This window comes from Serratia sp. ASV30, assembly GCF_016428815.1.
GTDB lineage: Bacteria > Pseudomonadota > Gammaproteobacteria > Enterobacterales > Enterobacteriaceae > Chania > Chania fonticola_C.
Genome location: NZ_JAELTL010000019.1, coordinates 12,838 through 25,412, shown reverse-complemented (window position 1 = coordinate 25,412; position 12,575 = coordinate 12,838). Strand labels below are relative to the sequence as shown.

General features: G+C 54.4%; 13 protein-coding genes. 2 read left to right on the top strand and 11 right to left on the bottom strand.

The features are described from left to right. Nucleotides 1-49 precede the first annotated feature (49 nt). From acpS to lepA, 7 genes are all read right to left on the bottom strand, one after another. The gene (gene acpS / locus JHD74_RS10840; protein ID WP_024486233.1) at nucleotides 50-430 is read right to left on the bottom strand and encodes a holo-ACP synthase; all 381 of its coding nucleotides are present in this window, start codon (nucleotides 428-430) and stop codon (nucleotides 50-52) included. Next, nucleotides 430-1,161 (bottom strand): pyridoxine 5'-phosphate synthase, encoded by a 732-nt coding sequence (gene pdxJ, locus JHD74_RS10835; RefSeq protein WP_024529373.1) that lies wholly within the window; start codon nucleotides 1,159-1,161, stop codon nucleotides 430-432. The genes acpS and pdxJ overlap by 1 nt, the downstream gene beginning before the upstream one ends. A gap of 74 nt (nucleotides 1,162-1,235) precedes the next feature. Then, nucleotides 1,236-1,967, bottom strand: a complete 732-nt coding sequence (gene recO / locus JHD74_RS10830) for a DNA repair protein RecO (RefSeq protein WP_021178899.1) — start codon at nucleotides 1,965-1,967, stop codon at nucleotides 1,236-1,238. An 8-nt stretch (nucleotides 1,968-1,975) separates the two neighbouring features. After that, complete coding sequence (gene era, locus JHD74_RS10825; RefSeq protein WP_199062703.1) at nucleotides 1,976-2,884, bottom strand: GTPase Era; 909 nt, start codon at nucleotides 2,882-2,884, stop codon at nucleotides 1,976-1,978. Next, the gene (gene rnc, locus JHD74_RS10820) at nucleotides 2,881-3,561 is read right to left on the bottom strand and encodes a ribonuclease III (protein ID WP_021178901.1); all 681 of its coding nucleotides are present in this window, start codon (nucleotides 3,559-3,561) and stop codon (nucleotides 2,881-2,883) included. Before rnc ends, era begins: the two co-directional genes overlap by 4 nt. A gap of 342 nt (nucleotides 3,562-3,903) precedes the next feature. Next, nucleotides 3,904-4,881 (bottom strand): signal peptidase I, encoded by a 978-nt coding sequence (lepB, locus tag JHD74_RS10815; RefSeq protein ID WP_074029498.1) that lies wholly within the window; start codon nucleotides 4,879-4,881, stop codon nucleotides 3,904-3,906. Between the two features lie 31 nt (nucleotides 4,882-4,912). Further along, entirely contained in the window at nucleotides 4,913-6,712 is a 1,800-nt protein-coding gene (lepA, locus tag JHD74_RS10810) for a translation elongation factor 4 (RefSeq protein WP_024529376.1), read from the bottom strand. 533 nt (nucleotides 6,713-7,245) lie between these two features. Here lepA and JHD74_RS10805 point away from each other — a divergent pair. After that, nucleotides 7,246-8,070: a hypothetical protein gene (locus JHD74_RS10805; protein ID WP_074029500.1), complete on the top strand. Its 825-nt coding sequence runs from the start codon at nucleotides 7,246-7,248 to the stop codon at nucleotides 8,068-8,070. Here the strand turns inward: JHD74_RS10805 and rseC are convergent. From rseC to rpoE, 4 genes are read right to left on the bottom strand one after another with little or no spacing between them, the layout of a single operon-like run. Next, nucleotides 8,067-8,543, bottom strand: a complete 477-nt coding sequence (rseC, locus tag JHD74_RS10800; protein ID WP_199062702.1) for a SoxR-reducing system protein RseC — start codon at nucleotides 8,541-8,543, stop codon at nucleotides 8,067-8,069. The genes JHD74_RS10805 and rseC overlap by 4 nt on opposite strands. Continuing rightward, a complete protein-coding gene (gene rseB / locus JHD74_RS10795; RefSeq protein ID WP_199062701.1) occupies nucleotides 8,540-9,499 on the bottom strand; it encodes a sigma-E factor regulatory protein RseB in 960 nt (319 codons plus the stop codon). The genes rseC and rseB overlap by 4 nt, the downstream gene beginning before the upstream one ends. Next, on the bottom strand, nucleotides 9,499-10,152 hold the full coding sequence (rseA, locus tag JHD74_RS10790; RefSeq protein ID WP_199062700.1) for an anti-sigma-E factor RseA: 654 nt from the start codon (nucleotides 10,150-10,152) through the stop codon (nucleotides 9,499-9,501). Before rseA ends, rseB begins: the two co-directional genes overlap by 1 nt. A gap of 30 nt (nucleotides 10,153-10,182) precedes the next feature. Beyond that, entirely contained in the window at nucleotides 10,183-10,758 is a 576-nt protein-coding gene (gene rpoE / locus JHD74_RS10785; protein ID WP_012146382.1) for an RNA polymerase sigma factor RpoE, read from the bottom strand. A gap of 213 nt (nucleotides 10,759-10,971) precedes the next feature. Between rpoE and nadB the strand changes: the two genes are divergently transcribed. Continuing rightward, nucleotides 10,972-12,573, top strand: coding sequence for an L-aspartate oxidase (gene nadB / locus JHD74_RS10780; RefSeq protein WP_024529381.1), 1,602 nt, complete (start codon nucleotides 10,972-10,974; stop codon nucleotides 12,571-12,573). The last annotated feature ends 2 nt before the right edge of the window (nucleotides 12,574-12,575 follow it).

The window sequence follows — 12,575 nt, the reverse complement described above, 5'->3', positions numbered from 1 at the left end:
GGACTAGATTGACTCCGGCACCTGACAACCACTCAGGGCAAATCCTTCCTTATCCCTCGATGATCACCGTAGCACAGGCATAGCGGCGTTCATCCGCCAGAGAAACGTGGATCGACTTCACCCCCATCTCCTGCGCCAGCTCGGCAGCACGTTCATGCAGCCGGATATTGGGTTTCCCCAGGCCATCATTGAACACTTCGAACTGATTGAACGCCAGGCCGTTGCGGATGCCGGTGCCGAACGCCTTGGCGGCGGCCTCTTTGACCGCAAAACGTTTAGCCAGGAAGCGTACCGGCTGCTGATGCTGCTGATACACCTCCCATTCGGCCGGGCTTAACACCCGGCGAGCCAGGCGATCGCCGCTACGTTCCACCACCGCTTCGATACGCGCCATCTCCACGATGTCGGTTCCCAAGCCCAGTACCGCCATTAGCGACGCGCTTCCCGCATCAGCAGTTTCATGTCCGTCACCGCGGCCGGTAGACCGCTCATCACCGCCTGGCCAATAATGGCATGGCCGATATTCAGCTCATGCATCTCTGGCAGCGCGGCGATCGGTTGCACATTATGATAGGTCAAACCGTGGCCCGCATTCACCTTCAGGCCTTTGCTAGCCGCGTAGGTAGCCGCTTTGGCAATGCGCTTGAGCTCGGCTTGAATGGCCAGATCGCCCTGCGCTTCAGCATAGGCACCGGTATGGATCTCGATATAAGGTGCACCTACGGCCACCGCCGCGTCGATCTGACGGTGATCGGCATCGATAAACAACGAAACCAAAATGCCAGCCTGTGCCAGGCGTTCAACCGCCACGGCCATTTTGTCCTGCTGCCCGGCCACGTCCAGCCCACCTTCAGTGGTCACTTCCTGACGTTTCTCTGGCACCAGACAGCAAAATTGAGGTTTCAGCTCAATGGCGATATCGAGCATTTCATCGGTGACGGCCATTTCCAGGTTCATACGGGTCTGGATGGTTTGGCGCAGGATACGCACGTCGCGGTCGGTGATATGACGGCGATCTTCACGCAGGTGAACGGTGATGCCATCGGCCCCCGCCTGCTCGGCAATAAATGCCGCCTGCACCGGATCCGGGTAGTTGGTGCCGCGCGCGTTACGTAACGTGGCAATATGATCGATATTGACGCCCAGCAGTAAATCAGCCATGACAACCCTCTACTAATTCATTTTCAGTAGCAGCAGTTTACACGGGCGAGCAAAACGGCAAAAGCAGAAACCACTCAGGCTTCGTCGACGGGGGTATCGGGTTGTTTGCGCACGAACTGACGAAACAGTTCACGGCTCTTCAGCGGCTTACCGCCGAGATAGGGTTTCAGCGCCATGCGGGTAAAGCGCTTGGCTGCACGCAGGGTTTCTGCATCGGGAAATTGGCGTTCATCCAGAGCACGGAGTTCACGGCCGGTAAAACTGTAATGATCCACCACCAAGCTGGCGATAAAGCCTTTTTCTTCGCGATAGCGATAGGTCATGCCGTCATCCACCGGTTCGCCGCTGCCAGCACAATGGAGAAAATCCAGCCCGTAACCCAAGTGCCCCAACAGCGCCAACTCGAACTGCCGCAGGGCATGTTCCGGGGAACTGTCCTCCGCCGCCAAAGCCTGTAAGCATTGCAGATAATCGAAGAACAACACCGAATAGTTGCCTTCCTGCTCCAGCACCCGTGACAACAGTTCATTCACGTAAAGGCCGCTGTAAAGCATCATGCCACTGAGGGGTAAACCAAGGGAAACCGCTTCGGCACCGCGCAGCGTTTTGACTTCGCCACGACCGCCCCAGCGTACTAACAGAGGAGTAAAGGGTTGCAAGCAACCCTTTAGATTGGAACGGCGACTGCGTGCGCCTTTTGCCAGCAAGCGCACCCGCCCATGGCCTTCCGTGAACAGGTCCAGCATCAGGCTGGTTTCACTAAAGGGCCGCCCATGTAGGACGAAAGCGCGCTCCCAGCCATCCATTGGATAGTTTATTTCAGGTCGTCGGTATAGCCCAGGCTACGCAGCGCACGTTCGTCGTCCGCCCAGCCGGATTTCACTTTCACCCACAGTTCCAGATGCACTTTGGTCTCAAACATCTGTTCCATATCCTGACGGGCTTCAATACCGATGGTCTTGATCTTCGAACCTTTGTTGCCGATAACCATCTTCTTCTGGCCTTCACGCTCAACCAGGATCAGACCGTGCACGTCGTAACCACCGCGCTCATTCGGTACGAACTGTTCGATTTCGACCGTCACCGAGTAAGGCAGTTCCTCACCCAGGAAGCGCATCAGCTTTTCACGGATGATTTCCGACGCCATAAAGCGCTGGGAACGGTCAGTGATGTAATCGTCCGGGAAATGGTGTTCCGCTTCCGGCAACACTTTGCGCGCGATAGCCGCAATAGTGTCCACATTCATGCCTTTTTCGGCAGAGATCGGCACCACATCGAGGAAGTTCATCTGCTGACTGAGGAACGCAATGTGCGGCAACAGCTTGGATTTGTCGGTAACGTTGTCGACCTTGTTGATCGCCAGCAGCACCGGGCTTTTCAGGCTGCGCAGCTTATTGACCACCATTTCATCATCAGCAGTCCAGTTCGTGCCTTCTACGACGAAGATCACCAGCTCGACGTCGCCGATTGAGCTGCTGGCCGCGCGGTTCATCAAACGGTTGATGGCGCGCTTTTCTTCGATATGCAGACCCGGGGTGTCGACGTAAATGGCCTGATAAGCGCCATCGGTATCGATACCCATAATACGGTGACGGGTCGTCTGTGGTTTACGCGAGGTGATGGAGACTTTTTGCCCCAGCAGTTGGTTCAGCAACGTGGATTTGCCCACGTTGGGACGACCTACGATCGCAATAAAACCGCAGTATTGTTTTTCTTCGCTCATTCAAGCTCCAGCTTTTTCAGCGCTTGTTCCGCTGCCGCCTGCTCGGCTTTACGGCGGCTTGAGCCGGTGCCCACGACGGGCTCGCTCAAACCACTCACCTGACAGTGGATAGTAAACTCCTGATCGTGCGCCTCACCGCGAACCTGCACCACCAGATATGTTGGCAACGGCAGATGACGACCTTGTAAAAACTCCTGCAAGCGGGTTTTCGGGTCTTTCTGCTTATCACCGGGGCTGATTTCGTCCAACCGGCTACGATACCAGTCCAAAATCAGTCGCTCAACGTTTTGAATATCGCTATCCAGGAACACACCGCCAATCAGTGCCTCCACCGTATCCGCCAGGATTGACTCGCGGCGGAATCCACCACTTTTCAGCTCGCCCGGCCCAAGGCGTAAACACTCGCCCAGATCGAATTCGCGCGCCATCTCCGCCAACGTATTGCCCCGCACCAGCGTGGCACGCATGCGGCTCATGTCTCCCTCGTCTACGCGAGGAAAACGCTGGTAGAGCGCATTGGCGATGACAAAACTAAGGATCGAATCACCCAGAAACTCAAGACGTTCATTGTGTTTACTGCTGGCGCTACGGTGAGTTAACGCTTGCAGTAAGAGCTCCTGCTGTTGAAAAGTGTAGCCCAGCTTCCGCTGCAGCCTGTTTATTACGATGGGGTTCATGAGTTACCAATAGATCAAGAATGCGTCAAAAACTTGCAGCATACGGAACAGGCCTGCTTTGCCAAAAGCCAATCCAAAGCTGTTTCGTTTGCAGTGGCGCCCAAAAGGGGCCAACTTTTATCGCTCGAGGGGCTATTCTACAACGAGTGGAAATATATTGCTGCGTTTTTCCCGTCGTCTTTCAAGCTGCAGCGTTGTTACCTGCACTATTTTCCCCCAGTCACTTACCCAAAAGTAAGCTCCTGGGGATTAAATAGCGTGTCGCCTAGCTGCGACTCGAAATCCATAGGGATCTTGACCATATAAACTGCAACCTAATTGGCTGCAGTTTGCAAAACGCTATTAGTGAATACCACCGATACGGCTCAATCTGACGCCCGTTGGCCATTCACCTTCCTGCTTTTCGAAACTCATCCAGATCGCAGTGGCTTTACCTACCAGATTCTTCTCAGGCACGAATCCCCAATAACGGCTGTCTGCACTATTATCGCGGTTATCGCCCATCATGAAGTAATGGCCAGCGGGTACTACCCACTCGCCCAACGGCTGGCCTGCTTGCTGATAGTAAGCGCCGACCTGATCTTGTGCACCGGGCACGGTCAGAATGCGGTGAGTTACGTTGCCCAACGTTTCCTTGCGTTCGCCAAGGCGAATACCGCCCTGTGGCACGTTATCCGTCAGAGGGATCTGGAAGAAACCGTTGCTGGCTTCACCCATGCCGCTACGGGTAAACATCTGCACAAAATCGCTCGGTTGCATATCGCTGTAGGTGACCGCCAATGCGGTATCACACGCCTGGCCACTATTACAGGACTCTTGCACCGTCACACGCTTATTCACCGGATCATAGGTCACGCGATCGCCAGGTACGCCAATCACGCGCTTGATGTAATCCAGTTTGGTGTCGCGTGGATATTTAAAGACCGCAATATCGCCACGCTTGGGATGACCGGTTTCAATTAGCGTGGTCTGGGTGATCGGATCCTTTACGCCGTAGGCAAATTTTTCCACCAGAATAAAATCACCAATCAACAGCGTCGGCATCATTGAGCCTGAAGGGATCTGGAACGGTTCGTAAATAAACGAACGCACCACAAACACCAACAGCAATACCGGGAACACCGAAGCCCCGGTTTCAACCCAACCCGGCTGCCTGGCCACTTTCGCCAAGGCCGCTTCGTCGACCGTTCCGGCCGCCTGTGCATTGACCGCCGCGATTTTCGCCCGGCGTGCCGGCGCCCATTTAAAGCGCTCAAAGCACCAGATGATCCCGGTCACCAAAGTGGCAATCGCCAGGATCAAGGCAAACATATTCGCCATGTAAACTCCCTAGTTACGCGAGCTTTCGCTCTTACTTACCGTCTTTACCCACGTGCAGAATGGCCAGGAACGCTTCCTGCGGCAACTCAACATTACCCACCTGCTTCATGCGTTTTTTACCGTCTTTCTGCTTCTGCAGCAGCTTCTTCTTACGGCTGACGTCGCCGCCGTAGCACTTGGCCAACACGTTTTTACGCAGCTGCTTCACCGTAGAACGAGCGATGATATGCGTGCCGATCGCCGCCTGGATCGCAATATCAAATTGCTGGCGTGGGATCAGCTCTTTCATTTTCTCGACCAGTTCACGGCCACGATACTGTGCGTTATCACGGTGAGTGATCAGCGCCAGCGCATCTACGCGTTCGTTGTTGATCAACACGTCAACGCGCACCATGTCCGAGGCCTGGAAACGTTTGAAGTTATAGTCCAGCGACGCGTAACCGCGCGAGGTGGATTTCAAACGGTCAAAGAAGTCTAGCACCACTTCGGCCATTGGAATTTCGTAGGTCAGCGCCACCTGGTTACCGTGGTAAACCATGTTGGTCTGTACGCCACGCTTCTCAATACACAGCGTGATCACGTTGCCCAGATATTCCTGCGGCATCAGCATGTGACACTCCGCAATCGGCTCACGCAGTTCAGCGATGTTATTCAACGGCGGCAGCTTGGAAGGGCTATCGACGTAGATGGTTTCATTGCCGGTGGTTTCGACTTCATACACGACCGTAGGTGCCGTCGTGATCAGTTCCAGATCGTATTCACGCTCCAGACGCTCCTGAATGATCTCCATGTGCAGCAGACCCAGGAAGCCACAGCGGAAGCCAAAGCCCAACGCGGTGGAACTCTCTGGTTCATAGAACAGGGAGGCGTCGTTCAGGCTCAGCTTGCCCAGCGCATCACGGAAGGCTTCATAATCGTCGGAACTGATCGGGAACAGGCCGGCATACACCTGTGGCTTCACTTTTTTGAAGCCTGGCAGCATTTTGTCTGCCGGCTGGCGAGCCAGCGTCAAGGTATCGCCCACCGGTGCGCCGAGGATATCTTTAATTGCGCAGACCAACCAACCCACTTCGCCACAGTTCAGCACGTCGCGATCGACACGTTTCGGGGTGAAGATCCCCAGACGATCGGCGTTATAAGTTTGGCCGGTGCTCATGACCTTAACTTTATCGCCCTTGCGCAGAGTACCGTTTTTCACCCGGATCAAGGAGACAACGCCAAGGTAGTTATCAAACCAGGAATCGATGATCAGTGCCTGCAACGGAGCATCCGCATCACCTTCTGGTGGCGGGATATCACGCACCAGACGCTCCAGCACTTCAGGCACGCCAACGCCGGTTTTTGCCGAGCAGCGCACCGCGTCAGTCGCATCAATGCCCACGATATCTTCGATTTCCTGTGCAGCGCGATCCGGATCGGCGGCTGGCAGGTCAATCTTGTTCAACACCGGCACCACTTCCAGATCCATGTCCAGTGCGGTATAGCAGTTGGCCAAGGTCTGGGCTTCTACGCCCTGCCCGGCATCCACCACCAGCAATGCACCCTCACAGGCGGCCAGTGAGCGGGAAACCTCATAGGAGAAGTCAACGTGCCCAGGAGTGTCGATAAAGTTAAGGTGGTAAACCTGCCCATCCTTGGCTTTATAGTCGAGCGTTACGCTCTGCGCTTTGATGGTAATACCACGCTCACGTTCCAGATCCATAGAATCCAGCACCTGTGCGGCCATTTCACGTTCGGTCAGGCCGCCGCAGATTTGGATAATACGGTCAGACAGCGTCGACTTACCGTGGTCAATATGGGCAATGATAGAAAAATTTCTTATGTGTTTCATTTAATTAGTTTTTCTGCCTTGGTATTTCTGAATTACTCGCCTATGGAACCCGCATGGACATAAAGCGACGGTGAATGGGTCGGCTATTTTTCGCCTGAATCGCAGCATTCTACATGCCACAACACTGAAAACCTAGCAATCGGTGTAGGGAAGCTATTCGATTATACGTAGTTTAGTGTTACAACGCGCCGCAGTTGATGAAAGCAGATATTAACGCGGCGAAGGCCTGATAAAAATTGTGGGTTAATTGCGCCAATCCTGTTGGCCAGACAATATTAACCCGGTGGTAATACATATTATGCGATTACGCAATAAACCCAATCTCAATTACCTCATAAATAATATTTTTATCAATAACTTACATTTAAACGACACGGCACCTGCTTTCGGATAAACCCCCATATACGCTCCCTCGCCCCTCGGTTACAAGTGACAAGAACTTTGGATAAAAACAGACTTCAGGGCACGACGACATCGGCAAGCCCACCAGAGTTCACCAGCATCTCCTCTGAACATTGATTGGAAGGTTTATCATGATCGATAAAGGGCAAATGCTGAGCCGGCACGATTTTTCCAAGGTCAACTGGGGCATTTTGGCAGCGGTAACGCTGCTGTTCACACTCGGTGCGGTGCTGTTGTTAATGCCGTTATTGAGCAACATGGAAGATCCTCACGTTCTGGCCTTACTGCAAGCCGGCGCGGTTACCATTCTGTTAGGCACTATGTTGCTGGCATTGCGCCATTATCTGCGGCCAATGCTGACCTATCGCCTGTATGAGCACGGCGTGCGCGTGCTGGATCACCACAGTCATAAAGAACGGTTTATTGCGTTTGAAAAGATTGCCGATATCTACCATTCTCGCGGTAGCAGGCTGCTTGGCGGGCTGAACGACAATATGGCGTTTCGCACCTCGGAGGCGGCGTTCTGGTACAACATCAAGAGCAATATTTCTCACTCTCGGCAGTTGATTGAAACCCTGATCCAACAACAGATCCAGCAGCGTGGGCCGCTGGCATTAAATTCGCTTTATCAGGGGGAAATATTGACCTTCGCCTATCTCAATAGCAGAAAGGGCTGGCTTGGTTCATGGCAAGAGAAACCGACCCAAACATTACGGCTTAGCGCTACGACGCTGAGTACCGCCCAGGCCCAGGTTCAGATCGAAAAGATCCACCGGCTGGAAAACAATCTGCAGCGTGGCACCCTTCGTTTGCTGGATCTACAAGGCAATGAACTGTTTTCGCTGGGTTATGACTCGCTGTTCAGCGCCGATCTGTTTATTGCACTGATGGAGCATATGATCAACAACCGCATCCCCGCCTATAGCAACCCGGCGATGACGCGGCCGCCGTATTAAATCGGGGATTCAGTTTCGGTGTGCAACCGCAAGGCACCCGGCGGCAAGCCGATTTGCAGCACTACGGGTTGATAATTGGCCTGTTCGCCGAGGCGTTTAGCCAATGCACGTGCGATCAGGAAAGCGAGGCCGCCCCCTAAAATCCCACCGAGTGCCGCCGCTGCGTCACTGCCCAACCACCATTGCAGCAGGCCACCGCCTAGCATCATGCCTAATAATGGGGTCAGATAGACCAGCATCGCCGAGCGCAACAGGCTGCCTTCGGCGATACCGACTTCGACGCGTTGGCCGGGTTCCAGAGGCTGGGCGATTGCCACCTGCAGGAGATGTTCACTTTCAGGCACCAGTTCGTCGAATGCGCGAGCACCGCAGCCAGAACGCGCGGTGCAACTGCCACAGCCGGCTTTAGGCTCACAACGCAGCTGTGCCACGCCCTGTTGCCACGAGACCACCGTGGCCCACTCTTTCATCATTGCGGCGCTACCTTGAAAGTAATGCTGTCGGCAATGCGTTTCGCCGTTGAAGGAGGTAATTCTCCAACCACGGTAATTTCATTGCCATTACGAATTTCGGTTTGGATGGTACGGCGGCCCTGACGATAAAACTGTTGGCTGGCATTGCTGCCCGAAGGGCTGATGTTAACCGAGAAGCTGAACAAGCCATCGCTATAAAGTCGCGATTCAACCGGCACTGCCACATTCGGTAACTTGCGGCGATTACGCGCCACCTCGTTAACGCCAGCAGGCAACCAACCTGCTTTCCAGGCAAGCTTAACGTCTTCAGCCGCGGGTAGGGTCAATAGCGGTGGCAGATTGGCTTTAAGCAAAGGTTGCATGACGCTTTTCACCTGATCGCCCACCACTACCGAGATGACCCGATACTGTTCCAGCGTTTCGCCATCACGATCGAGCAGATCGACCCGCAGCGGTAACTTGGTCTCCATATCCATCCAGACCACATAGCTGTAACGGGAACCGTCACGAGCCACGACGCGGTAAACGTCACAAGGCCGATCGGAAATGCGGGTGCGGCCAACGGAGATGAAGTCGTAGTATTTCGCCAGATAGTCGAAATCGGCAAATACGATGGCGGGCAAGGCGTCAACGATGTGATCGCCAGACAGCGTGAACGGTTCCAGACCAGGCTCAAAATAGCTGATCCCACCGCCACGTTGCAGCACTTCCCGACGAGGGCCGTCCATATGCAGCAGCTGCCCCAAGGGCTGTTTATCGATCACTGCATGGCGATAGCGTAACGACTCTATCCCCTGCTTGCTGATGCTGATATAGGCGAGTTCATAATTGAGTGAACGGCTGGCGCTGCTCATTTGTTGCAATAACGCCCCGGACGCAGGTTCCTGCGCCGAGGCGATATTTGAATTGAGCAGGCCGCCCGTTAAAAGACAAACGGAGAACCAGATTTGCTTCATTACTGCTGTTGCATTCCTAAAGACTGAGTTCCAGGAACCTGAACTGCGGCCTGCTGTGGCCTGCTTTGTTCAAGTTGCAGCTGATCGGAGTGCAAACGGCGTTGCAGCTCATAATCCTGCAGCATGGCATTGATACGCTTACGCTGTTCCTGCACCTGCTGCTGTTGACCGCTGCCGGTTGAGAAACTGTCTGCCGGGACGCCCAGGCTGACCGGGGAAGCTTGCCCCATGATTGGCAACGTATTGAACGCTGGTGTTTCAGCCGCGCCTGATTGGGCAGTTGGCTGATTGTACTGTTGCACACCCACGATCACTGCCAGAGAAACACAAGCGGCAACGCCGACTTGAGTTAGCTGACTAGCCCAAGGACGAACCTTGTGCCAGAACGGCAGTTTACCCCAGGTGTGAGGTTGCGGTTGAGATTCGGGGATTGCCGAAGGAACCAGACGAGCGGGCTCTTTTTCCAATGCGGCAGCAACACGGTCTGCGATATCGAAATGCATGACTTGCCCGATATCACCCCGTAACGTGTCACGGATTAGGTGATAGCTCTGCCAGCTTTGTTGAAGCGCCCGATCTTTACTCAATGAACTCAGCAGCTCATTGTCGAACATTTCACCATCCATCAGAGCGGAAAGCTTTTCTTTCTGCATGCCTAAGTACCCTTCCAGTGTCCGCTATCGCTAACGTTGGATCAGCGGTTGAACTTTATTATCGATAGCCTCCCGAGCACGGAAAATACGTGAACGTACGGTTCCGACCGGGCAATCCATGATGGCGGCTATCTCTTCGTAGCTTAGACCATCCAACTCCCGCAGGGTAATCGCCATGCGAAGATCCTCTGGGAGTGACTCAATGGTACGGAAAACTATCTGTCTCAGTTCTTCTGACAACATTAAGTTCTCAGGGTTCGAAATTTCTTTCAGTGCACCCGCACTTTCGTAATTTTCGGCATCATTGGCATCCACATCGCTTGACGGTGGGCGCCGGCCCTGAGCAACCAGATAATTTTTTGCTGTATTGACAGCAATTCGATACAACCAGGTGTAAAAGGCGCTATCGCCACGGAACGACTCCAGTGCGCGATAAGCTTTAATAAACGACTCCTGCACCACATCCGGCACGTCGCCCTGTGGTACGTAGCGCGAAACGAGACTCGCCACTTTATGCTGGTAACGAATTACCAGTAAGTTAAACGATTTCTGATCGCCCTTCTGGACCCGCTCAACCAGAACCTGATCCGTTAACTGCTCGCTCATCCGAGGTAAATTCTCCCCAAATCTATCTCCACGCGTGAAATTGTACCGCCAGCCATACATTATTTTCCTGAGCAAGCACTCGCTTGGAGTTCATACGGAACGCTAAGTTCCATACCGCCATTGTTTTTTTGTTGATGTCACCTTGTCCGTGGCTTTTGCCCGGACAAGTAGGCTAACATGAATTTCACTCTTCTTCTGCACACATCATACGTTATGCAACCATCATCTGAACATGTTAGCGATGTATTGATCGTCGGTAGCGGTGCTGCTGGCCTCTCCCTGGCGTTGCGCCTGGCGCAACATTGCAAGGTTACTGTACTCAGCAAAGGTCCGCTCAATGAAGGCGCCACCTTTTATGCCCAAGGCGGGATCGCCGCGGTGTTTGATGAAACGGACAGCATCGCCTCACACGTTGATGACACGCTGATCGCCGGAGCCGGCCTGTGTGACAAAGACGCCGTCGAGTTTATTGCCGGCAATGCACGCCACTGCGTACAGTGGCTGATCGATCAGGGCGTCCTGTTCGACACCGAAACCAACTCCCAAGGTGAAGAACGCTATCACCTGACGCGGGAAGGCGGACACAGCCATCGGCGCATCCTGCACGCTGCCGACGCCACCGGCAAAGAAGTAGAGACTACCCTGGTAGCGAAAGCAAGTGCTCACCCCAATATTTGCGTGATGGAGCGCCGCAATGCGGTCGACCTGATCACCTCCAACAAGATCGGCTTACCGGGCACCAAGCGCGTAGTGGGCGCTTACGTCTGGAACCGTGAGCGGGAACAGGTGGAAACCTACCGTGCCAAAACGGTGGTGTTAGCCACCGGCGGAGCAGCCAAGGTTTATCAATATACCACCAACCCGGATATCTCTTCGGGCGACGGCATCGCCATGGCCTGGCGCGCAGGCTGCCGGGTCGCCAACCTGGAATTCAACCAGTTCCACCCAACCTGCCTGTTCCACCCACAGGCGCGTAACTTCCTGTTGACCGAAGCGCTGCGCGGTGAAGGTGCCCACCTGAAACGCCCGGACGGCAGCCGCTTTATGCCAGACTTTGATCCGCGTGGTGAGCTCGCGCCGCGCGATATCGTCGCCCGCGCGATTGACCATGAGATGAAACGCCTGGGTGCTGACTGCATGTATCTGGATATCAGCCACAAGCCGGCGGAATTCATCACCCAGCACTTCCCGATGATCCACGAAAAGTTGATGACGTTGGGCTTTGACCTGACACAGCAGCCGATCCCGATCGTCCCTGCGGCGCATTACACCTGTGGCGGCGTGATGGTCGATCAGCATGGCCGCACCGATCTGGACGGCCTGTATGCGATTGGCGAAGTAAGCTACACCGGCCTGCACGGAGCCAACCGCATGGCGTCCAACTCACTGCTGGAATGCCTGGTTTATGGCTGGTCCGCCGCCGAAGATATTCTGACGCGTCTGCCTGCCATCAAGCTGGCCAAACAGTTGCCACAGTGGGATGAGAGCCGGGTGGATGATTCGGATGAACGCGTGGTGATCCAGCATAACTGGCACGAACTGCGGCTGTTTATGTGGGACTACGTCGGGATCGTGCGCACCACCAAACGCCTGGAGCGGGCGCTACGCCGCATCAATACGTTGCAGCAGGAGATTGACGAGTATTACGCCAACTTCCGCATCTCCAACAATCTGCTGGAGCTACGTAATCTGGTGCAGGTGGCGGAACTGATTGTGCGCAGCGCGATGGAGCGCAAGGAAAGCCGTGGGCTGCATTACACGCTGGATTACCCGGATATGTTGCCGGAGCCAAAACCCACCATTCTGCAACCCTGAGG